Here is a 22,935-nt window from a genome sequence, read left to right on the forward strand (position 1 = left end):
TTATAAAGCTGTTCTTATCTTTAATTCGGTCAGTTGTTTTTCGTCTATAGCCGAAGGGCTGTCTATCATCACATCTCTTCCTGAATTGTTTTTCGGAAAGGCGATCACATCCCTGATCGTGTCCAGTCCCGCAAAGAGCGAACACAACCGGTCAAATCCAAATGCAATACCCCCGTGTGGCGGCGCGCCATATTCAAATGCATCCATCAGAAAGCCAAATTGCTTTTGTGCCTCTTCCGGGCTAAAGCCCAAATGTTTAAACATCAGTGCCTGTAACCCACGATCGTGAATCCGGATAGATCCGCCCCCGATCTCCGTGCCATTCAGCACCATGTCGTAGGCATTTGCCCTTACCTCTCCTGGCTGCGTATCAAGCAGAGGGATATCTTCGGGTTTTGGTGACGTAAAGGGGTGGTGCATGGCATGATAACGTTCGGTCTCTTCGTCCCACTCCAGTAAAGGAAAGTCAAGCACCCACAAGGCGCTGAACGCATTTTTATCGCGTAGCCCAAGCCGGCTGCCCATTTCAAGCCGTAGTTCGCTAAGCTGCTTACGGACCTTGTCTTTGATGCCTGCCATGATCAGCACCAGGTCGCCCGCCTCCGTATTCATGGCTTCCGACCATTTTTTAAGCTCAGTCTCGTCATAGAACTTATCCACCGAAGACTTTAGGGAACCATCTTCATTATGGCGCATATAAATCAGACCAGTACCACCGATCTGCGGACGTTTGATGAAATCAGTCAGCTCGTCCAATTGTTTACGGGTATAAGAGGCACATCCTTTGGCGTTGATTCCGATCACAAGTTCTGCTTGCTCAAATACAGGGAAATCTTTGCCTTTAACAAGTTCAGTAAGCTCAACGAACTTCATGTCGAAACGCGTGTCTGGCTTATCAGAACCGTACAATCTCATCGCATCCGCATACTGCATACGTGGCACTTCCGGTAAATCAATGCCTTTTATTTCCTTAAATAGCGTCCGGATGAGGCCTTCAAATGTGTTCAGAATATCCTCCTGCTCAATAAAAGACATTTCACAATCGATCTGCGTAAATTCCGGCTGCCTGTCTGCACGTAAGTCCTCATCCCTGAAGCACTTCACAATCTGAAAATAACGGTCGAAACCAGAAACCATCAGCAATTGCTTAAATGTTTGCGGCGATTGCGGCAAGGCATAGAATTCACCGGCATTCATGCGGCTTGGCACCACAAAGTCACGTGCGCCTTCCGGTGTCGATTTAATCAGGACCGGGGTTTCCACCTCTATAAAGTCCAGGCCGTCCAGATAACGACGTACAGATTGCGCCATTCTGTGACGCAATACCATATTATTTCTTACCGGGTTCCTTCTCAGGTCCAGGTAGCGGTATTTCATTCTCAGGTCATCACCGCCATCTGTTTCATCATCAATCATGAAAGGCGGAAGTTTAGCGGCATTCAGAATTTCCAGCGCCGAAACTTTGATCTCGATTTCGCCGGTAGGTATCTTCAGGTTTTTATTAGAGCGCTCAACAACAGTACCGGTCACTTTTATCACGAATTCACGGCCAAGGTTCCGGGCCGCTTCACACAGTTCACGGTTGTCGTCCATATTGAACACCAGCTGGGTAATCCCATACCGGTCGCGAATATCGATAAAGGTCATTCCGCCCAAGTCCCTGGATTTTTGCACCCAGCCGCACAGAATCACTTCTTGACCCAGATTCTCAAGGTTTAAAGCACCGCAAGTTGTCGTTCTAAGCATGTTTTTAGTGTATTAAAGCGGCAAAAATATTGATTTTGAACTACATATTTGCCGTCTGGAACATTTAACTGAATAATTAATCGAGCGGGCGCCGCAGAAACTTCTCCGGAGCAAAACCAAAACCGCCAAATCTTGTTCATACTTTCGACGGGCTTTTTCTATCTTAGCCTAATATTTAAAAGAATATGGAATTTTTGAGCAGCCCAGAGGCCTGGATATCATTATTAACGCTGACGGTACTGGAGATCGTCCTCGGCATAGACAACATCATTTTTATTTCCATCTTATCCGGCAAGCTGCCTGTTCACCAGCAAAAGAAGGGCAGACAGGTAGGACTGGCGCTGGCCATGATCACCCGTGTGCTCCTGTTGCTATCGTTGAGCTGGGTTATGACCCTTACCGCAGAGATATTCAACCTTGGCAGCCTGATTGGGGTAAGCAGTACAGAGTGGCTGCAAAAGCTCTCCATTTCGGGGCGCGACCTGATCCTGATCCTGGGTGGGCTCTTCCTGATCTATAAGAGTACCCATGAGATCCATGACAAGCTTGAAAGCGAAGAAGAAAAAGAAGTCAAGGGTAAAGTGCACAGTTTTGCCGGTGTCATCGCTCAGATTCTTATTCTGGACATCGTGTTCTCGCTCGACTCGGTGATTACCGCTGTAGGTATGGCCGACCACGTGGAGATCATGATCGCCGCAGTTGTCATTGCCGTCGTGATCATGATGGTATCCGCTGGCGCTATCAGTACCTTCGTAAATAAGCATCCCACCGTCAAAATGCTTGCCCTGTCGTTCCTTCTTCTTATAGGGGTATCTTTACTTGCAGAGGGTCTGGATCAGCATATTCCAAAAGGCTACATTTATTTTGCCATGGCATTTTCTGTACTTGTAGAGATGCTTAACCTGAAGATGAAGAAAAATGCGGAGCGACCTGTAACATTACGTAATATGCCAAACGAGGGCGATGTTAAGGAGCAGGCACAGTAATGATTTCATTTTTTGAGGCCTCCTTATCCGAACTGTCTATACACCGGATAGGAAATAAATCGCAGGACGAGTTTTACGTTTTGTCGGAGCAATCCGTTTCAATTTCAGACAATTTGCTAAACAATCTGTTGCAGCAATACTTCCTCGGGCAGTTCGAAAAGGTCAATGAGATTTACAGGTTCTACCATCCGAACGCCGATCTGAACCTGAACGAGGTTTACCACTTCGTCGCAAGCATATTTGAAGACGGGCAGCAATTCCACAGCCACAGTCAGGAAATAGCCAAACACCTGTACGAGGTATCGGGCCACCCCAAGATCAAGTCGGGAGAACTTTATGTCGCCTATTTTGAAAACGTTCAAATAGAAGGCGGGCTTCATGATGCCATCGGAATATTTAAATCTGAGACCAAGGAAACTTACCTAAAGGTGTACCCGGAAAACAGTGGCTTTGGGCTAAGCTATGAACAGGAAGCTATCAACATCAGTAAGCTCGACAAAGGCTGCCTGATTTTCAATACCGACAAGGAAGAAGGTTATCGCGTTGCGGTCATCGACCAGACCAACCGTAGCAGCGAAGCCGTGTACTGGAAAGATGAATTTCTAAAGCTTCGGGTTCGTAACGACAATTTCAACCAGACCAACAGCGTACTGGGCGTTTATAAGAGCTTTGTTACCGAAAAGCTCGATGAAGAGTTTGAGATCTCCAAGGCCGACAAGATCGACCTGCTCAATAAGTCGATGAAGTACTTCAAAGAAAAGGAGAGTTTTGATCTCGATGAGTTCTCCAATGAAGTGATCGGTAATGCCGAAGGGATCGAATCTTTCAAAAACTTTAAACGGAGTTACGAGGAAGAATTCGAAACTGCAATTCCAGACAGTTTTGATATCTCGGGCGCGGCTGTGAAAAAGCAGGCGCGGGTATACAAGAGTGTACTTAAACTTGACAAAAACTTCCACATTTATATTCATGGCGACAAAGAGCTTATCGAAAAGGGCTTTGACGATGATAAGTCCATGAACTACTACAAGGTTTACTTCCGCGAAGAACAATAAATTATCCGTCGGCCACCTGCCTTAAATTCGGAATAAATTGTAGCTTTAGGTTTGCGGCAACCCGGTTGCCCCAGCCTGCTAACCAATTTTAACCAAATGAACGGCGAAAGCAAACAGAACAATATTTTTAAAGTTATCGGGGCCTCTTCCCTCGGAACCCTCATTGAATGGTACGACTTCTATATTTTCGGAAGTCTGGCCACCATCATAGGCACGCAATTATTCCCTGCTGATGCGGGCGCCTCGGCGCTGATCAACACCCTGGCGATCTTTGCCGCTGGATTTATAGTCAGGCCCTTTGGAGCGCTTGTGTTTGGTCGCCTGGGCGATCTGATCGGGCGTAAATATACCTTTCTGCTTACGCTGGTGCTCATGGGCGGGTCAACCTTCCTCATTGGTCTTATCCCATCGTATTCCAGCATTGGATATGCGGCTCCTATACTCGTTCTCATACTCCGACTGGTGCAGGGGCTTGCCCTTGGAGGAGAATACGGAGGTGCGGCTACTTATGTTGCCGAACACGCGCCCGCTAATAAAAGGGGCTTCTTCACCAGCTGGATACAGACCACGGCGACGGGTGGACTCTTTCTCTCGCTGGGTGTCATCGTGTTTACCAAAAACCTGCTGGGTGCAGAAGCGTTTTCCGACTGGGGCTGGCGTGTGCCTTTCCTGCTCTCCATCCTGCTTGTCGGTGTTTCCATCTATATCCGGATGAAGATGCACGAGTCACCCATGTTCACCAAACTCAAGACCGAAGGCAAGGTTTCCAAAAATCCGCTTAAGGAGAGCTTCAGGAACAAAGCCAATTTCAAGATGGTTCTGCTGGCTTTGTTTGGCGCTACGATGGGACAAGGTGTGATCTGGTATACCGGGCAGTTTTACGCCCAGTCCTTTCTGGAGAATACCTGCAAACTCGATTTCAACGACTCCCGTTATATCCTGCTTTGGGCCATCGCCTTTGCGACGCCATTTTTTATTGTCTTCGGGTCATGGAGCGACAAGGTAGGGCGGAAATGGATTATGCTGGCTGGCATGCTCCTGGGCGTCGTGTTATACAGGCCCATATACCAGATCTTCCTTAACGACACGGACTTCAGTAACATTCCGCAAACAGAAGTGCGTAGTCGGCTCGAAGGCGCTGTTACCAAGTCGCTGGATGTGAAGACAGGCGATAGCCTTACCTTGATTCAAACGCATTATGAGCTGCATGATGGCACGGCCTTTACGAAAGAACAGCTGATCACCAAGAAGCCGGACAACTGGATGAGCACCGCAGAGCCGGTATACAAAGACAAAAAATTATCTTCCCCCGTCTTTTGGAAGTTCGTTGCACTTGTGTTTTTCCAGATCCTGCTGGTCACTATGGTTTACGGCCCAATTGCAGCATTCCTCGTAGAACTCTTCCCCACAAAGATCCGATACACCTCCATGTCGCTTCCTTATCATATAGGCAACGGGGTGTTTGGCGGACTGGTGCCCTTCGTTGCTACCTTAATCGCTAGTTTCCCTGGTTCCACGCCGCTATCAGGCTTGTGGTATCCTATAGGCATAGCCGCTTTAAGTTTTGTTATAGGCGCCGTCTATCTGTCCAATCGTAAACCCGATCACGGCGAAGCCGATCATTAATTGAGCCATATGAACGCATTAAAAAAGGCATTAGGCATATTCTGGATCCTGCTCGGACCAGCATCGATCATTTTCCTGTTTGCTCAGGCTATTGAGAAAACCGGGCTGGCTCCGGATGGTGTGGCCAGAACCAACACGGCACTTCAATGGGGAATTATCCTTTGTATATTCATCCCGATCAGCGCCGGACTGGTTGTTTTTGGCTACTATGCGCTTAAAGGCGAGTACAACAGGCTTCCCGACGAGTAGCTCTGTCACACAGCATCAGATCCGCTATAAAACGCGGAGCAGCAAGCCCTTCAGATATTCCCCCTCTGCAAATGAAGCCCGCACCGGGTGATCTTCCGGCTGAGAAAATTGTCCGATGATCTGTACCTCCCGGCCGGCATCAAGCGCGGCCCAGGCAATGATCTGTTTGAAAGTCTCGATATCCACAGCACCAGAGCAGGAAAACGTGGCCAGCAAGCCCCCCGGCTCCAGGATAAGCATACCCAACCGATTCAGGTCCTTATAAGCCCGTGCAGCCCGGTCGAGCGCCGACCGTGAGGGGGCATACTTTGGCGGATCGAGTACCAGTACGTCAAATTTTCTGCCTTCGTCTTTAAAAGCCCTGAGTTGTTTGTTAACATCCGATTGGATGCTCCTTTGATGCTCCTTATCAAAACCATTCAAGCTGATATTATGCTGTAACGTTTCGATGGCTAATGCCGAGCTGTCGACACTCGTAACCTCGGCAGCACCTTGTTTAATACAATTAAGTGAAAAACCGCCGCTGTAAGAAAAGCAATCCAAAACCCTTTTACCCTTTGCGTGTGCCGCAAGGATCGCCCGGTTATCACGCTGATCGCAATAGAAGCCGGATTTTTGTCCCCCGGCAATATTGATATGGTATTTAATACCGTTCTCTTTTACCTCAAGAAACTCAGGCGGGTGTTCACCCCAAAGCAGACCCTGATCAGCCGCCAGGTTCTCGTGTTTGCGGGCACCGGCATCGCTCTTATCAAATACACCTCTGGGCTGAAGCAGTTCAACAAGAATATCGATCAGGTCGTGTTTAACCAGCTCAATTCCAGCACTCAGGATCTGTACCGACAGGAAATCAGCGTACTTGTCGACAATCAGGCCCGGCAGGAAGTCGGCCTCACTGAATACCAGTCTGCAGGTATCCGTATTTTCATCCAGCAAGGGCTTGCGGGCAGCAATTGCCTTGCTTAGTTTGTCGGAATACCAGGCTTTGTCTATCACCGCGTCTTCTTTCCATTCCAGCAGCCGGAGCGCAACGCGCGACTGATCATTGTAATATGCATAGGCAAGAAACTCGTTCGCTGCCGACCTTACCGTTACAACCTCACCGTTCTCCGGTTTCCCTTTTAACCGCTCGAGCGCGCCGGAAAATATCCAGGGATGACGCAGCAATGCCGCCTTTTCTTTGCCTTTCTTTAGTATCACGTCAGTCATGCCACAAAAATAGCGTAAAAAAGATTTAAGGGAGAATTTCGGGGATAGCATACCCAATTTTCGGTTCCACTCTCTTCGCAAATGATCTGGTATTTATTCGGGTCTTGTTCGCAAAAGGTACCCCATTTTGCGAACAAGTGTGCCATTAAGTCCGGATTAAGCCCGAACGAGGTGGAGCGTAAGAGAAATACATTGGGATTTTTGTTATATTCGGTTATTAACGAATGTTCTCATGTTATATCCTTATGCACTCATCAATGCAATATTAGCGCCCAGTCGGCTATTTTTTATTTTTTTTTCGATGTCAGTCGGTTTTATCGTCAGGCCTACGTTCGCACAGGAAGATGTTCATTCTGCGGATAGCTCCATTGCACAGGTCAGGCGAAATCTGGCACTTTTGCCTCGGGAAAAGATCTACCTGCACACAGACAAGCATGCGTATCAAATTGGAGATACGTTATGGTTTAAAGCATATGTGGTCGATGCCTCAAACTATGGCCCGAGTAACACGAGTAAGTTGCTGTTTCTAGAGTTTTACAATGAACGTTCTGATATGGTTAGCCGACAAAGCGTTGAAATTAAACAGGGCTTGGGATTTGCTCAGATAGCAATAGATAGTGCAATCTTTAGCGAGGGTACTTTTTCGTTGTATGCGTATACGCATTGGACCAATAACTTTAGCACCGAACACGCTTTTAGCAAATCCTTTTACATCGGGAAGCCCAGTCAGCACTCATGGTTCATTAACTCAGATGTACGTGCCAGTCCTCAGGGCGGCCGAGAGCAACTCGATGTTGCGTTGCAAGTAAAGGATGTTAGCCATGCGCCTATAGGCCTTCGGGATGTCCATGTGAAGCTTATGTCGCGGTCGCCCAACATACCCGTGGTTGATGAGAAGATAAAAACTGACCGGGAAGGTAAGCTCAACTTCAGCTACAAGCTGAACCGCCGGCGAAAATTGAGCAACTTTTATATTGAGTTGCAGGATATAAGCAGTGGCTCGCCCGGATACATCACAAAACTACCGCTGATGCAGCTTGAAAGGAACTCGGAAATCGATCTGCAGTTTCTCCCCGAAGGCGGGAAACTGATTAACGGCCTACCTGCGGTTGTCGCTTTCAAGGCCGTTAACGTAGATGGTAAGGCAGTTGATCTTGCTGGTGAAGTGTATAATGAAGCGAAGAGACAGGTCGCCACCTTTACGAGCTCGCATGACGGGATGGGCAAATTTATGATGGTTCCGGACATTAAAACGAAATACACCGTTAAAATAACCAAGCCGCTCGGGGTCAGCCAAACTTTTGAACTCCCGGCGATAGCCGAAAACGGTTTGTCTATGCAGGTGGACGTATCGGATCCCGACACGCTTAAAGTTTGCTACAATGTCTCTGCGCAAGTTTTGGCAAATGATGGCGATCTCAGCATATTAGGCACACTAAATGGCGTCTTCTATTATCAGCAAAAGCTGGACACGAAGAAAACAAGTGTTATGATCGATAAGAAACTTTTTCCTACGGGTATTGCGCGGATCGTCATGCTATACAACGGTCGCCCTCTAGCTGAGCGGGCAGTGTTTATTAATCATCATGACCAGCTTAGAATGAAGTATCAGTTAAGCATAACAGGGAATGGCTTGAAGCTAACCGTAAAAGACAAAGACGGCAACCCGGTAATGGGACAGTTTTCAGTTGCAGTTACAAACGGTCGCCTCACCAAACCTGATACATCAGGAAGTTACGATCTGGTTACCCATTTTCTGCTTAGTTCTGAATTGAAGGGTAAAATAAACAATCCGGGGTATTACATCAAGGGAGGAGATAAAGTGGCTGGCGACCTGGATTTGCTTATGCTTACGCAGGGCTGGACCGATTTTGAGTGGAAGGACCTGGAGAGGCCGGCCGTTCGGAAAGTAGAACCCGATACATCGACCCGGATAGTTGATGTGAAGTACTTAGCTTTCACCAATGTCCAGGATCTTCAGGTCGTACCCCGGTATGTGAATCTTCAACCAGGGCTGTCGGTGGCCATTCCGGTAGGGGAGGAAGACAGACTTAATCTGACCGGAAATTTCCTCCAGGAGGTAAATATTAAGCAACGGAAAAAACGAGATTATAGCGGTCATAACCGCAATGGTGTGGGCTTTGCAGATGTTGTCTTGGATTCAGTTGATATAGTCCGCTCAAAGGCGATAGGCCTTTATCAACTGCTCAGTATGAAAGTTCCGGACCTTAAAATAGAACGCAGGTATCTTAAATTAGAAAACAGAAGCGGCTATGCGCTAAAAATAGGCGACCGGTGGGTAACCTTTTGGGCTAACGACCTGTCGGGCAAGTTCGGACGAAATCCCTGGCTATTCCTTGGGGATACTCCGCAGGCATTGAAAGATAAACTGAACGTCTTCGACGCACGGGGTCTTAGTTTGATTGAGGTGATGTACAGCCAAAAGTATCTTCATGCTTATAATCCCTCCAAGATACCGCAGCAATTCACACATGGTCATACCAGAAAGACTGTTGAAGCTTTTGCAAAAGCTGGTGTTCCGGCTCCTTTGGCACAGGAAGAGGAGTCTGCCATAATTGAATTGACGTATTCTCGTTATTTTAGACCAGACCCCAATCCAATGGCCATAGTGTTCCCCAGAAAATTTTTTGTGCCGAGGTTTCAAGATAGCGATTCGGTTTCCGGCTACGCGACACTGTTTTGGGAACCTCGACTCATCACAGATCAGTATGGCAACGCGAGCCTGACTTTGCCTGAAAATGTTGTAGACGCTGAATTGCACCTTAGCGTACAGGGAATTGATGTCAACGGTAGATTGGCAAGTTACTTCGGTATAATACGCCGTTAGTCCCATCCAGATGTAGGGAATATCGTATCTTTGGGCCGATGACATTTTACAATTTTTCAGGAGAAACACAGCCCGAAGCGGAAGACGAACATTATATGCGGCTGGCCTTGCAGGAAGCGAAAAAGGCTTACGAGGCAGAAGAGATCCCTATCGGCGCAATTGTGGTATGCAAGAACAGGATCGTGGGGCGGGGCTACAACCTAACCGAACAGCTTAATGATGTCACTGCTCATGCCGAGATGCAGGCTTTTACTGCAGCCTCGCAAACCATTGGCGGAAAATATTTGCGTGACTGTACACTCTATGTAACCGTAGAACCTTGTGTCATGTGTGCGGGAGCAAGTTACTGGACACAGATCAGCCGGGTGGTGTACGGCGCTTCTGAGCCTAAATGCGGTTTTACTTCTAAAGGCGATAAGCTGCTGCATCCTAAGACACTCCTGAAGGGCGGGGTGCTCGCAGATGAGTGTGCTACATTGATGAAGCAATTTTTCCTGAACAAAAGGGGTTAAAGTTGACAAAGTGTTGAACAATTTTTAACCTTGGTATGTTATCTTTGTTAAGCTTAGCGTTATTGCCTAAGTTTGTTCTCAAACAATTTTTACCGGCCGTGCTGAGCAGAAATTGGAAATATAATTTTAAACCTTAAATCATTTATTATGGCTTTTGAACTACCTGCGTTACCATACGCAACCGACGCATTAGAACCGCATATCGATAAACAAACCATGGAAATTCACCATGGCAAGCACCACCAGGCTTATGTAACCAACCTAAATAAAGCTTTAGAAGGTAAGCCTGAGGCCAATCAGAGCATCGAAGAGATCATCAAAAATATTTCAAAGTTCCCGGCAGCGGTTAGAAATAACGGCGGTGGCCATTATAACCACTCCCTTTTCTGGCAGGTTATTGGGCCGAACAAGGGCGGAGAGCCTACTGGCGAGCTTGCTGAGGCGATCAATTCCGCCTTCGGATCATTTGCTGATTTCAAAACCAAGTTTGCCGAAGCAGGCGCTACCCGTTTTGGATCTGGCTGGGCCTGGTTAAGCGTTGGCGCTGATAAAAAGCTGATCGTTTCGTCTACACCAAATCAAGACAACCCGCTAATGGATGTTGCTGAAGTGAAAGGCACGCCTATTTTGGGTATGGATGTATGGGAGCATGCCTATTACCTGAAGTATCAGAACAGACGTCCTGATTATATCGCAGCGTTCTGGAATGTGGTAAACTGGGATGCTGTAGCTGAGCGCTTCAAAAAAGCATAATAGCACTTTATAATTCAAAATGGTGAAGAGGATGCTTTCGGGTGGTCCTCTTTTTTATTAATTTTCGTATTTTTCACGCATAAACCAATACACAAACAAATGAAAATGTTAAAGAACCCGCTAACCTTCATGATGATCGGTCTTATGGCTGTTTCACTGCAGGCTTGCAAAACGAAGAAGATTGCCGCTAAGCCAACGCCGCCGGTGGCAGAGACTAAGCCAGAACCCGTAAGACCGGTCCCGCCAGCACCTCCGGCGCCGGAGAAACCAGCCCCAGCACCGGAAAAGCCAAATTATAATTTTAGAAATGTGCTCTTTGAGTTTGATTCGGGAGTGCTTAAAACGGCTTCTTTTGAAACCCTTGATCAAATTGCCAGGGAGATGAAGAAAGATCCTTCCGTGAAGTTTATCCTACACGGACATTCGTCTGTGGAAGGTTCTGCAGAACACAATATGTCGCTTTCAAATGATCGGGCCAATTCTGTGAAGTCATACCTGATCAATGCCGGCATCAGCGCAAACAACCTGACCATTAAAGCCCACGGGTCTACACAGCCGACTGCTTCAAACAGTACTGAAGAAGGACGTGCGAAGAACAGACGTGTAGAATTCGAAGTGCAGAAATAAGGATTTGTGGGCTATATGCCCACAATATCTTTTTTCTTTTTCTGCTTCATGGTCTTGGGCACCACATTCAGGATCTCTTCAGCGAGTGCATTCAGCATTCGCTTTTTTATGAAGTTCTTATTGGTCACCAGACTAACTTCCCGCACCGGTTGCGGCGATTTGAAATGCCGGACTTTGCTGAGTTGTTTGTTGCTTAGTTCTTCCAGCGCCAGTTCGGGCAGTAATGTGGCGCCATCGTTCATGTCTACCATGCGTATCAGGGTCTCCACGCTGCCTGTGTTATAAGTGAGCCCCTGCAGGCGGTTTTGCTTGGTGGACCGGCAGATGTTAAGCACCTGCGAGCGCATGCAGTGGCCCTCGTTAAGCAGCCAGATATTTTCTGTCTCCAGGTCTTCGGCTTCTACCGCTTTCTTCTTGTAAAGGCGACTGTTCTTGCTAATGTAGCTTACGAAATCTTCATAGTATAGCGGATATTCCTCGATTCCCGGATCGGCAAGGGGCGTGGCAAGAATACCACAATCAAGTACGCCAGTCTTCAGGTGATGCATAATATCTTCTGTTGTGTACTCCCAGATCAGCAGGCGCAGGTCGGGGTACTTCTCCATCATGGCCGCAATAACCTTTGGCAGAAGATAGGGGGCAATTGTCGGAATAATCCCTATACGCAGCTCTCCGCTGATGTCTTTTTGCTGGGTGTTGATCAGTTCTTTGATCTTATTGCTTTCATGCAGCACCAGCCGGGCCTGATCAATAATTTGCGCCCCGATTTCGGTAGGGACAATAGGCTGTTTGCTGCGGTCGAACAGTTTTACGCCTAGTGTTTCTTCCAGTTTCTGGATTTGCATACTGAGCGTAGGTTGCGTTACAAAGCACTTCTCTGCAGCGCCCACAAAACTTCTGTAGGTATCAACCGCCACAATATATTCGAGCTGAACTAAGGTCATATAGCTAAAGCTGATTGGTCTCTAGCAAATATATTGTTTTTAACTATGCTTTTTGAGAAAATCCTGATACGCCAGCGCTATGCCTTCTTCAAGTTCGATTTTATGCTTCCAGCCCTGGGCGTGCAGCTTAGACACATCCATCAGTTTGCGCGGCGTGCCATCGGGTTTAGAGCTGTCGAATCTTAGTTCACCTTCATAGCCGACCACCTTTTTGATGAGGCCGGCCAGGTCTTTGATGCTCAGGTCTTCGCCTGTGCCGATATTTACCAGTCCGGATTCGTTATAGCTTTCCATCAGGAAATAGCAGGCCTCGGCCAGGTCATCAGCAAAGAGGAACTCCCGCATGGGTGAGCCCGAACCCCAGATAACAACCTCGGGACTGTTATTCACTTTAGCTTCGTGAAAACGACGGATCAAGGCAGGCAACACATGCGAGTTCTGCGGGTGATAGTTATCATTATATCCATAGAGGTTTGTTGGCATCACCGAAATGAAGTTGCAGCCATACTGGTCGCGATAGGCATCGGCCATCTTGATGCCTGCAATCTTCGCGATAGCATAAGGCTCATTGGTTTCCTCCAGCGGCCCAGTAAGCAGATACTCTTCCTTCAAAGGCTGAGGGGCTAGTTTGGGATAAATACAGCTTGAACCCAGAAACATCAGCTTTTTGACCCCGTTCAGATACGACTGGTGAATCACGTTGTTCTGAATGGCCAGGTTTTCATAAAGGAAATCGGCACGGTAGGTGTTATTAGCTACGATACCGCCAACCTTAGCAGCGGCAAGAAAGACATATTCGGGCCGCTCAGATTCAAAGAAACTGGCAACAGCCTGCTGATCTCTCAAGTCCAGTTCCGCAGATGTGCGGGTGACGATATTGCTGAAACCTTCCTTGACCAGTTTGCGGTAAATGGCCGAACCCACCATCCCCCGGTGGCCGGCGATATATACTTTTGCGTTTTTTTCCACGATTAAATGCTATGATGCGGGTGCAAAAATACAAAATGACGACGGATAAGTGCTGGGGCAAGCGGCAAAGAATCTAAAGTTTGTATATTTTTGTATGACAATATACTATTGCATTGGGTAAAGACAAATTAAGGAAGTTCGCGGAGATCGATACTTTCGCCAACGTATACCAGCTCGACGCCGGAAAGCCCTTAAAGGGCAGGTGGGCAGCTGAACATTTCAAGAATAACAATCCGGTTGTGCTGGAGCTCGCCTGCGGCAAGGGAGAGTACTCTGTGGGTCTCGCCAAACTGTTTCCAAAAAAGAATTTTATAGGGGTAGACCTCAAAGGAAACAGGATATGGCGTGGTGCGCGGACGGGCATTGATGAGAATATCGCTAATCTGGCTTTTTTAAGAATCCAGATCGAAGATATCATGGATTATTTTGGAGAAGCAGAGGTGGATGAGATCTGGATCACCTTCCCCGATCCGCAGCCGCAGTTGAGCCGCGAGCGCAAGCGGCTTACCTTTCCCGGCTTTCTCGACAAGTATCGTACTTTCCTGAAAAAGGGCGGCAAGATCAACCTTAAGACAGACAATGACGGCTTATACGCCTATACCGCTGAGAAGGTCGCCGAACTCGGGCTGGTTTGCCATAAGCAGACCGATCACCTGTATCAGTCGGAATTTGACAATGAGGTGCTGCGCATTAAGACGCACTACGAGCGTATTTATTTGAAACACGATAAAAATATCAATTACATACAGTTCTCTTTCGAGTAAAAGTGGATAGCCTATGCGGATGGAGCAAAGCTTTTATGATCAGGTGTTTGAGCTGGTGCGGCTGGTGCCCGAAGGGCGGGTCACCTCGTATGGGGCCATAGCAAGAAGTCTAGGCGCTGGAGGTTCTGCTAGAATGGTCGGTTATGCCATGGCACATGCAGGAAAAGCGCATCCTCCGGTTCCCGCGCAGCGTGTGGTTAATAGCAGTGGCCTGCTAACCGGCAAATTTCATTTCGAAACACCGGAACGGATGCAGGAGCTTCTCGAAGCAGAGGGAATTGTGGTGAAGAACAATAAGGTGCAGAACTTTAAAGCGGTGTTTTGGGATCCGCTTATGGAGTTAAATGGTTAAAAGCAAAACAATCAAATATGGCAGAGATTATCCGGTGCGACTGGTGCGGAACAGACCCGCTTTATGTGAAGTATCATGATGAAGAATGGGGTAAGCCCGTTTATGATGATAAGACCTTATTCGAATTCCTGATCCTGGAAGGCGCACAGGCCGGTCTAAGCTGGATTACGATCCTGAGGCGTCGGGAAAACTATCGGAAGGCATTTGCGGGGTTTGATGTTGAAAAGGTTGCGGCATTTGATGAGACGGACGTTGAGCGCTTGATGAACGACCCCGGAATTATCAGAAACCGCCTCAAGGTGAATGGCGCCATCACCAATGCCCGGCTTTTTATAGACGTACAAAAAGAATTCGGTTCCTTTTCGGACTATATCTGGGGCTTTCTGCCGGGCAAAAAGCCATTGTTGAATGAGGTAAAAGGTATGAAGGATGTTCCGGCCAGGACCACTATTTCCGATGCGATTGCCAAAGACATGAAAAAGCGGGGCTTTAAATTTTTCGGTACAACGATATGTTACGCCCATATGCAGGCCACCGGAATGGTGAACGATCACCGGGTAGATTGTATCAGCAGGTAGCCTATTTTTTCATATCGTTGTAGGCAGCAACAAATGCCCGGATCAGTTTGGCATCAAAATTTTCCGTTGCTTTAATCCGCTCTGCCAGGTCCTCGTCGTTCGTTAGTTTTTGCAGCAGCGCATTTTTAATGTGCTGGTTCTTGCTTTCCGAGTTGCCGCCTTCTACCGGGATTTCAATCATAGGCCCGGTTCCCGGCTTTTCAATAAAATAGGATTCCGGCATTTTCTGTTTCTGTTTTCCGGGCTCAGACCTGCGACCGCTACCAATGCTGATGCCCACGCCGCCGCCCAGACCGCCCATTCCACCGCTTCCGCCTCCAATAGCGATTGAGGGACGCACTCTGGGGGCCGCTTTCGGTTGCGGCTCATCGATGCCGGCGTCGGTACCTCCAATGGCATACAGATTGGCCGCCCCATATTCCAGAAGCCTGAAAAAGCGATGCTCCATCTTCTTTTTAATGATGATCGGCTTACTTACGTAGGTTTGCCCATTCCAGATAAATTCTTTGATCTTGGTGGCCTCATACTGGCTTACTTTACCGTCCTCTGTTTTCAAAATAACAGAAGCATAGTTTGTGCCCTGAATGGTTCCCCGTACATAGTTGCCCTCGGAGATGAGGACAACGTCCTGAGCTCTTAATGCAAGAGAAGATAGAAGTGCCAAGAAAAGGATTAGATACCGGTGTTTCATATGACATTAAACGGCCCAAGATAGACAATGTTGTTCAAACTGTCTATCTCAAAGCAGCACTAAGATTACCGGTTGTAAGATCAGGATGTGCTTTCGTAATTTCCGCAAAGTTTTCCTTCATTTTCTCGAAAGCATATTTCTGTGGCTCGGGTAGGTTATGCGCGTAGGCGTAAAATTTGTTCAGAATGTATGCGCGTACAAGAAATCCTTTCAGTTCGGCATTGGCCTGCTTGTCGTCCGCTATAATCTGCAGAGCATCCCGGTCCAGAAAGCCAGCCAGAGCGAAGGTGTTGCTGATGTATTGCAATATTTTTCCAGAGGCCTCCTTTAGGATGAAGGCATCGCTCGCCGCTTCAATTGCTTTGATCTCCTCAACGTACGGCGAGATTTCTTTGCCAATTGTGGCGAGCGACAGCATGGCGAGGCCTTCAGGTATGAAATGGATATCTGTGTTTTTGTAAGGATCTACGTAGAGCCGAAGGGTATCTGAAGTTCCTGGTTTTGGAATCATGTAACAGTCCGTTATTCCCGAGCCATCCGGCCTTGTATAGCTTACCCGCTTCGAAAAATTCAGTTTACTGCCGTCAGCCCAGCGATAACTGTTCATTAGTCTGAACATCTTTTCGCGGACAGCGGTCGTATTGCTGATATCCAGAAACGCGCCTGTGCATATGGGGTCTTGTAAGGTTGTACCGTACCCTGGCTTTATTTCATTTTTAAGACCAGTGAGTGTGACCATGTCTAATAGGGCCTTTGATGGCAACTGTGCACTGGCTGTTAGACACAATGCAAGGAAGATAAGCGTTAGTTTGGTTTTCATAAATTCGCGTCAAATGCTTAAATATAAGTTATTTTTTATCTTTATGCCGATCCTAAAGGCAAATTCAGATATTACCTATGAAAAAACTCTTCCTTCTTGATGGCATGGCACTGATTTACCGCGCGCATTTTGCATTAAGCAAGACGCCGAGGTTTACCTCTACAGGCATTAACACATCGGCAGTGATGGGTTTTGCCAATACTTTGCTTGAGGTACTTAGAAAAGAAAAGCCTACACATATTGCGGTTGTGTTCGATACGGATGCGCCGACCGACAGACACACGGAGTTTGTAGGTTATAAGGCCCACAGGGAGGCGATGCCGGAAGATCTGGCCAGGGCGCTGCCTTATGTGTTCAAGCTGATAGAGGGATTTAAGATTCCGGTGATCACCAAAGACGGTTATGAGGCTGATGATATCATTGGGACACTAGCTAAGGAGGCTGAGCGTGCAGGATTTCAGGTGTTCTGCATGACGCCGGACAAGGATTTCGGACAGCTTGTTTCCGATAACATATTCATTTATAAGCCCGCCCGTATGGGTAACGATATGGAGGTGCTTGGTGTGAAGGAAATACTTGCGAAATGGGAAGTAGAACGTGTAGAGCAGGTTATCGATATTCTGGGCCTTTGGGGTGACGCGGTCGACAATATTCCGGGAATACCCGGGATTGGCGAGAAGACCGCGAAGTTACTGATCAAACAATATGGTTCAGTAGAGAACATCATCGCCAACGCGCATGAATTGAAGGGTAAACAGCGGGAGAACGTGGAGATGTATGCGCAGCAGGGAATCATTTCAAAAAAGCTGGCCACGATACTGCTCGACGTGCCGGTCGAGTTCGACGAAAAGGCACTTGAGCTGGAACCACCCAGTCGCGAATTGCTGGAGCCGCTGTTTGCCGAGCTCGAGTTCCGTACCATTGGCAAGCGGGTATTTGGCGAGGGCTTCAACGTAAACGAAGCCAAAGGCAGCGCTGGCCAGCAGACAGACCTGTTTGGCAATGCAACAACAGACGCTGGCAGTCAGTCGACCACCTTCGTGGTGCCGCCCGCTATGTTTGAGCAGCCTGCTGCGAAAACCATTGAAAACACACCGCACCATTATAAACTGGTCGACACCTCGGAATTACGCAAGGAACTGATCGGATTGCTGCTCGCCCAGGAAAGCATTTCGTTTGATACAGAAACCACGGGTACGGATGCCAATGCCGCCGATCTGGTAGGTATTTCGTTTTGTATTGTTCCTGGCGAAGGCTATTACATTCCGCTTTCGGCGGACCGGGATGAGGCTATGCTGATTATTGAGGAGTTCAAGCCGGTGTGGGAGAATGAAGCGATTGCTAAGATCGGCCAGAATATCAAATACGATATGCTGGTACTTAAATGGTATGGCGTGCAGGTCAAAGGTCAACTGTTTGATACCATGCTGGCACATTACCTGATCGATCCGGATACGCGCCATAGCATGGATGTACTGTCGGAGAACTACCTTGGTTATTCGCCGATATCCATCACCTCGCTTATTGGCGCAAAGGGCAAGAACCAGGGCACGATGCGTGATGTACCTGTCGACAAGGTAGTAGATTACGCTGCCGAAGATGCAGACGTCACGTTACAGCTTGCTAATGTGTTCAAGCCTATGTTGAGAGAGCTTAACGCGGAGCGACTTGCCGTAGAGGTGGAGAACCCGCTGATCTATGTACTTGCCGATATGGAAAAGGAAGGCGTACGCATTGATATGGATACGCTTGTAAACTACTCGAAAGAGCTGGAGCTGGAAATCAGAAAATACGAACAGAATGTGCACGACAAATGTGGTGTATGTTTCAATATAGCCTCGCCGAAACAGCTGGGAGAGGTGCTGTTTGATAAATTGCAACTCGATCCTAAAGCGAAGAAGACAAAGACTGGTCAGTACCAGACCGGAGAAGACGTACTGCTGGCACTGGCCACCAAGAGCGATATTGTACAGGATATTTTAGAGTTCAGACAACTTCAAAAGCTGAAGTCGACCTACGTGGATGCGCTGCCGCTGATGGTGAACCCTAAAACAGGCCGTGTGCATACAAGTTTTAACCAGGCGGTAGCAGCCACCGGACGCCTTAGTTCGAATAACCCGAATTTGCAGAATATTCCCATCCGCACGGAGCGGGGCAGGGAGGTTCGCCGAGCTTTTATTGCGCGCGACGCCGATCATATTCTGCTTTCTGCGGATTATTCGCAGATTGAGCTGCGCATCATCGCGGATATCAGTAAGGAGGAGAACATGCTGGACGCATTCGACAAAGGAATAGACATCCATACCGCAACGGCAGCTCGGGTGTATGGTGTTGATATCGCTGCGGTAGATGCGACACAAAGGAGAAACGCCAAGGCGGTCAACTTCGGCATTATCTATGGACAGTCGGCCTTTGGTCTTTCACAGAACCTCGGTATTCCAAGGAAAGAAGCCGCCGAAATCATCGCACAATATTTCGAACAGTATCCCGGCATTAAGAAATATATGTCAGACACCATGAATTTTGCCCGCGAGAATGGCTATGTAGAAACCATTCTGGGCCGCAGGCGTTATCTGCGGGACATTAACTCCGCCAACCAGACGGTTCGTGGTTATGCGGAACGAAATGCGATCAATGCGCCGATACAAGGTTCGGCTGCCGACATGATTAAGGTGGCGATGATCAATATCCACCGCGACATGGCTTCTCAAGGTTTGCAGTCAAAATTGACCATGCAGGTACATGACGAATTGGTGTTCGACGTCCTGCGTTCTGAGGTTGCGGTTATGAAAGAGATCATCACCTACAGAATGAAAACAGCCATTAAGACGGCTGTTCCCATTGAGGTTGAGATCGGGGAAGGTGAAAACTGGCTTTTAGCGCATTAATTTTACAACTCGATCGTTTCTCCGATTGCAGGTAACAGCAGGGTCTTGTTTTCCCGTTTGAATTTCGCTGCAGCTTCTTCTTCGTCGATAGTGATTGGCGGGAAAGTATTATAATGCACACCGATCACCGTGTTGCACTCCAGATACTTTGTTGCGATTAAGGCATCGTCTACATCCATGGTGTAATGTCCGCCGATCGGCAGGATCGCATAGCTCAGGTTGTAAAGATCAGCCAGGATCTTCATTTCCAGGGTCAGAGCCGTATCTCCGGCAAAATAAATGCTTTTTCCTTCCAGCTCCAGTACAAATCCGGCCGGGTTGCCGCCGTAGCTGCCGTCGGGATTGGCGCTGCTGTGTACGGCCCATACCGTTCTGAGCGCTCCAAAGTCGTGTTTTGACTTCCCGAAGTTGATATCCACAACGTTCTCTACGCCTTGTTTGCTGATCCATTCGGCTACCTCTACCATGGCGATCACCCGGGCATTGGTCCGCTTAGCGATACGCGCAAGATCCGCGACGTGGTCGCCATGACCGTGGCTCACCAAAATATAATCGGCTTCGATAGCATCAATGTCGATATCTTTTGCCAAAGGGTTGCCGCTGATAAAGGGATCGAACAGAAACTTCTTGCCTTCTGCTTCGAGCAGGAAGCAGGACTGGCCGTAATAGGTGTATTTCATCTCTAAATGTCTTTACTTTAACGGTTACTGACCAAACATGGCACCGAGGTTACTCAATCCGCCAAGCATATCCTTGGTCATATTCTGCATCTCTGCCGCGCTTACCTGCTCGGCCTGATCAAGCGCCTTATTAACCGCCGTAAGCAGAAGTTCTTCCAGTTCCTCTTTGTCGGCCTCCTTATGGAAGCTTTCATCTATTTCAATTGCAGTAAGCGCTTTATTCGCAGTAGCGGTTACGCGGATCTTACCGCCTTCAACTTCACCATAAACAGAAATGGTGTCCAGTCTTTTCTTTATCTCGTCAGCTTTTTGCTGAGCGGCCATGAGTTTGTCGAACATAGTTAACGGGTTTTATGTAATACGTTACGCGTTATTAAGGAAACGAAATTAAAGCAAATTGGTTTAAAATCTGTCGGTGAAACTATCTAATTTCCATCAGCGCCTTTGTAAAATCACGGAACAGCCGGAAAAGATCGCTGTATTCGGTCAGCGGCAGCTTTGCGGCAACATCATTGATATCGTGGTAGGCTGAAGGGCCGCCTTGAGTATAGATAAAAAAAGCAGGTACATTCTTTTGAGTGAAGAAATAATGGTCACTATTTGCCGCTTCGCCCCTTGCGTTGATTTTGCTGAGGTAACGTTTACGCTCGTTATGCGCTGTCAGCCAGCCAAACTCCCGCGGATGCAACGTAGCATTTACCACGGTTATTCCGGCCTCGCCGGTTCCGACCATGTCGACATTCACTAAAAACCGGATATGCTCTAACGGCACCAGCGGATGCTCGGTGAAATATTTCGAGCCGACCAGTCCGGCTTCCTCTGCGGCAAAAAAGATAAACATGATGGTATAAGGCTGCGGATGCTTGGCATAGTACCCGGCCAGGCTAAGCAGGAAAGCCACACCGCTGGCATTATCATTGGCACCCGGGAAAAAGGTGTCGCTGCCCATTCCGCCCAGGTGGTCATAATGTGCGGTCAGCACAATGAGCGAATCGGGCCGACGGGTGCCTTTAACGAGAGCGCTGATATTGTCGGCCTTAAATTCCGGTATGAACATGTTCTCAATATCGACCGATACCTCCTTTGGATCAAGTCCGGCGGCCGACTTTTTCACTTCCAACGCCGTATAATCCGCCAGCTCCTGCGACACCGACCATGTCAGTTTGTCTTTCAGAACAAGCGCGATCCGGTTTTCGGGGTTTATGAACGTAAGACTGTCGGTCTGCACCAGTTTGCCCGAGGCAGTAAGTCCCCTGGAAGCGGGGTGTACAATGAAGTCGCGCCCGGGAACCAGTCGCCGCCCATCTACACTCATTTCCATCTTGCCGGGGAATGTATTGACCGGGAAAGTGCATGTTTGCCGGTAGGTGCTGTCGACCGCTTGGAGCCCATGGCGCTTTAACATCTCGGTAATGTAGTCGGCCGCGCGAGCCATGCCGCCCTTCGTATAACCACGGCCCCACATGGCTGCAGAGGAGAGTTCTGCTACGGTATGTTTGACACCATCAGGATCCTGTGCGCGGCACAAGCCAGTCAGCAGAATGAACACAATACAGGCCAGGCTTTTCATATGCGTTTAAAGGTAATAAACCCGACCTTCATCATCCCTTAAAAAGTGTAAAAAAACATAAAACCTGTTGCACAACTCAATATTTATTTAAACCTTTGCGCCTCAATACATTCAAATAACTATTTACACATAAGAAATGATCAAACACGCAGCGCATAAACCGACTCTTCAAGAGGCCAGCACTATGGTCCTGAGATGTCTGTTTAATGAACGTTCCGAGCCCGTGTTTTTTGTGACTACGAACCGGCGTACCTACACGCCGCGGATCTGAGTAAAATCCTAATTCAGGTCTTTTACGAAGAGGATTGCCTCTCAAAAAACAATTAATCAGAACATTTATATTTTTTCGTTAACTCTTAATGAATATAAACGATTTTATAGTGCAGGTAGCACTTCCTGAACATCGTGTCTTCGCAGAGGAGATCTGTGAAGAAATGGCAGAATCTGCAAAAGCACGAGGAACAGGTATTGCTAAACGTTCTCCCGACTATGTAGCCGCTAAGATGGCCGACGGTAAGGCCGTGATCGCCTTCCACAAGGATGGCAGTTGGGCAGGCTTCTGTTATATTGAGACCTGGAGCCACGGACAGTTCGTGGCCAATTCGGGACTCATCGTAAGTCCCAAATACCGAAAGGCCGGCCTTGCGAACGCCATCAAGCATAAAATATTTGAACTTTCCAGACAGAAATATCCGAAGGCAAAAATCTTTGGCCTTACCACCGGGCTTGCCGTTATGAAGATCAATTCCGATCTGGGTTATGAGCCAGTCACCTACTCCGAACTTACACAGGATGAAGAGTTCTGGAAAGGCTGTCAGAGTTGTGTGAACTTCGAAATTCTTAAAATGAAGGAACGCAAGAACTGCATGTGCACGGCTATGCTCTATGATCCGGTTGTGCAAAAGCATGACGCTGCCAAGAAGTTTGCTGAAGAATTACATAAGAACCCGAGTTTGTACGAACGCTTTATGCGCATCAAACAAAAGCTGGTACTTAAAACAAAACCACAGAGCAAGGGACTGAAATCCCTGCTGCCGATCTTTACCTTTTTATTTAAATAGCTGTAAT

At 47.8% G+C, this 22,935-nt stretch carries 22 protein-coding genes; 13 read left to right on the top strand and 9 right to left on the bottom strand.

Annotated elements, in window-relative coordinates; genetic code table 11:
• Window positions 1–1,746: an aspartate--tRNA ligase gene (aspS, locus tag J3P40_RS03210; protein ID WP_256002914.1), complete on the bottom strand. Its 1,746-nt coding sequence runs from the start codon at window positions 1,744–1,746 to the stop codon at window positions 1–3.
• A 185-nt stretch (window positions 1,747–1,931) separates the two neighbouring features.
• On the opposite strand from aspS, the gene J3P40_RS03215 reads away from it, so the two are divergent.
• The 4 genes from J3P40_RS03215 to J3P40_RS03230 all read left to right on the top strand — a co-directional run bounded on the left by J3P40_RS03215 (window position 1,932) and on the right by J3P40_RS03230 (window position 5,662).
• On the top strand, window positions 1,932–2,732 hold the full coding sequence (locus J3P40_RS03215; RefSeq protein ID WP_256002917.1) for a TerC family protein: 801 nt from the start codon (window positions 1,932–1,934) through the stop codon (window positions 2,730–2,732).
• Window positions 2,732–3,787: a nucleoid-associated protein gene (locus J3P40_RS03220; RefSeq protein ID WP_256002919.1), complete on the top strand. Its 1,056-nt coding sequence runs from the start codon at window positions 2,732–2,734 to the stop codon at window positions 3,785–3,787. The genes J3P40_RS03215 and J3P40_RS03220 overlap by 1 nt, the downstream gene beginning before the upstream one ends.
• Window positions 3,788–3,883: 96 nt before the next feature.
• The gene (locus J3P40_RS03225; protein ID WP_256002922.1) at window positions 3,884–5,413 is read left to right on the top strand and encodes an MFS transporter; all 1,530 of its coding nucleotides are present in this window, start codon (window positions 3,884–3,886) and stop codon (window positions 5,411–5,413) included.
• 9 nt (window positions 5,414–5,422) lie between these two features.
• On the top strand, window positions 5,423–5,662 hold the full coding sequence (locus tag J3P40_RS03230; protein ID WP_256002924.1) for a DUF6814 family protein: 240 nt from the start codon (window positions 5,423–5,425) through the stop codon (window positions 5,660–5,662).
• A gap of 24 nt (window positions 5,663–5,686) precedes the next feature.
• Here J3P40_RS03230 and J3P40_RS03235 read toward each other — a convergent pair whose 3' ends face one another.
• Window positions 5,687–6,871, bottom strand: a complete 1,185-nt coding sequence (locus J3P40_RS03235) for a class I SAM-dependent rRNA methyltransferase (protein ID WP_256002926.1) — start codon at window positions 6,869–6,871, stop codon at window positions 5,687–5,689.
• A gap of 301 nt (window positions 6,872–7,172) precedes the next feature.
• On the opposite strand from J3P40_RS03235, the gene J3P40_RS03240 reads away from it, so the two are divergent.
• The 4 genes from J3P40_RS03240 to J3P40_RS03255 all read left to right on the top strand — a co-directional run bounded on the left by J3P40_RS03240 (window position 7,173) and on the right by J3P40_RS03255 (window position 11,611).
• Entirely contained in the window at window positions 7,173–9,719 is a 2,547-nt protein-coding gene (locus tag J3P40_RS03240) for a hypothetical protein (protein ID WP_256002929.1), read from the top strand.
• 38 nt (window positions 9,720–9,757) lie between these two features.
• Window positions 9,758–10,231: a nucleoside deaminase gene (locus J3P40_RS03245; RefSeq protein ID WP_256002931.1), complete on the top strand. Its 474-nt coding sequence runs from the start codon at window positions 9,758–9,760 to the stop codon at window positions 10,229–10,231.
• Window positions 10,232–10,378: 147 nt separating this feature from the next.
• A complete protein-coding gene (locus tag J3P40_RS03250) occupies window positions 10,379–10,984 on the top strand; it encodes a superoxide dismutase (protein ID WP_256002932.1) in 606 nt (201 codons plus the stop codon).
• Window positions 10,985–11,083: 99 nt separating this feature from the next.
• The gene (locus tag J3P40_RS03255; protein WP_256002933.1) at window positions 11,084–11,611 is read left to right on the top strand and encodes an OmpA family protein; all 528 of its coding nucleotides are present in this window, start codon (window positions 11,084–11,086) and stop codon (window positions 11,609–11,611) included.
• Between the two features lie 11 nt (window positions 11,612–11,622).
• On the opposite strand, the gene J3P40_RS03260 is transcribed toward J3P40_RS03255, so the two are convergent.
• Both J3P40_RS03260 and fcl read right to left on the bottom strand, forming a co-directional pair.
• Window positions 11,623–12,555 (bottom strand): hydrogen peroxide-inducible genes activator, encoded by a 933-nt coding sequence (locus J3P40_RS03260; protein WP_256002934.1) that lies wholly within the window; start codon window positions 12,553–12,555, stop codon window positions 11,623–11,625.
• A gap of 39 nt (window positions 12,556–12,594) precedes the next feature.
• Window positions 12,595–13,524, bottom strand: a complete 930-nt coding sequence (gene fcl, locus J3P40_RS03265) for a GDP-L-fucose synthase (RefSeq protein ID WP_256002935.1) — start codon at window positions 13,522–13,524, stop codon at window positions 12,595–12,597.
• Window positions 13,525–13,637: 113 nt separating this feature from the next.
• Between fcl and trmB the strand changes: the two genes are divergently transcribed.
• From trmB to J3P40_RS03280, 3 genes are read left to right on the top strand one after another with little or no spacing between them, the layout of a single operon-like run.
• The gene (gene trmB / locus J3P40_RS03270) at window positions 13,638–14,288 is read left to right on the top strand and encodes a tRNA (guanosine(46)-N7)-methyltransferase TrmB (protein WP_256002936.1); all 651 of its coding nucleotides are present in this window, start codon (window positions 13,638–13,640) and stop codon (window positions 14,286–14,288) included.
• 19 nt (window positions 14,289–14,307) lie between these two features.
• Complete coding sequence (locus tag J3P40_RS03275; RefSeq protein ID WP_256002939.1) at window positions 14,308–14,640, top strand: MGMT family protein; 333 nt, start codon at window positions 14,308–14,310, stop codon at window positions 14,638–14,640.
• A gap of 17 nt (window positions 14,641–14,657) precedes the next feature.
• Window positions 14,658–15,218, top strand: a complete 561-nt coding sequence (locus J3P40_RS03280) for a DNA-3-methyladenine glycosylase I (protein ID WP_256002942.1) — start codon at window positions 14,658–14,660, stop codon at window positions 15,216–15,218.
• A gap of 1 nt (window position 15,219) precedes the next feature.
• Here J3P40_RS03280 and J3P40_RS03285 read toward each other — a convergent pair whose 3' ends face one another.
• Window positions 15,220–15,882 carry a hypothetical protein gene (locus J3P40_RS03285; RefSeq protein WP_256002944.1) on the bottom strand — a complete coding sequence of 221 codons (663 nt, stop codon included), beginning with the start codon at window positions 15,880–15,882 and terminating at the stop codon, window positions 15,220–15,222.
• Window positions 15,883–15,952: 70 nt separating this feature from the next.
• On the bottom strand, window positions 15,953–16,729 hold the full coding sequence (locus J3P40_RS03290; protein ID WP_256002945.1) for a hypothetical protein: 777 nt from the start codon (window positions 16,727–16,729) through the stop codon (window positions 15,953–15,955).
• A gap of 77 nt (window positions 16,730–16,806) precedes the next feature.
• Here J3P40_RS03290 and polA point away from each other — a divergent pair, with 77 nt between their 5' ends.
• Entirely contained in the window at window positions 16,807–19,617 is a 2,811-nt protein-coding gene (gene polA / locus J3P40_RS03295) for a DNA polymerase I (protein ID WP_256002947.1), read from the top strand.
• 2 nt (window positions 19,618–19,619) lie between these two features.
• Here polA and J3P40_RS03300 read toward each other — a convergent pair whose 3' ends face one another.
• From J3P40_RS03300 to J3P40_RS03310, 3 genes are all read right to left on the bottom strand, one after another.
• On the bottom strand, window positions 19,620–20,297 hold the full coding sequence (locus tag J3P40_RS03300; RefSeq protein ID WP_256002950.1) for a metal-dependent hydrolase: 678 nt from the start codon (window positions 20,295–20,297) through the stop codon (window positions 19,620–19,622).
• Between the two features lie 24 nt (window positions 20,298–20,321).
• Window positions 20,322–20,636, bottom strand: coding sequence for a YbaB/EbfC family nucleoid-associated protein (locus J3P40_RS03305; protein ID WP_256002953.1), 315 nt, complete (start codon window positions 20,634–20,636; stop codon window positions 20,322–20,324).
• An 82-nt stretch (window positions 20,637–20,718) separates the two neighbouring features.
• The gene (locus tag J3P40_RS03310; protein ID WP_256002956.1) at window positions 20,719–21,867 is read right to left on the bottom strand and encodes a M28 family metallopeptidase; all 1,149 of its coding nucleotides are present in this window, start codon (window positions 21,865–21,867) and stop codon (window positions 20,719–20,721) included.
• 359 nt (window positions 21,868–22,226) lie between these two features.
• Here J3P40_RS03310 and J3P40_RS03315 point away from each other — a divergent pair, with 359 nt between their 5' ends.
• Entirely contained in the window at window positions 22,227–22,928 is a 702-nt protein-coding gene (locus tag J3P40_RS03315) for a GNAT family N-acetyltransferase (RefSeq protein WP_256002957.1), read from the top strand.
• Window positions 22,929–22,935 lie beyond the last annotated feature (7 nt).

This window comes from Pedobacter deserti, from assembly GCF_024436415.1.
GTDB classification, from domain to species: Bacteria; Bacteroidota; Bacteroidia; order Sphingobacteriales; family Sphingobacteriaceae; genus Pedobacter; species Pedobacter faecalis.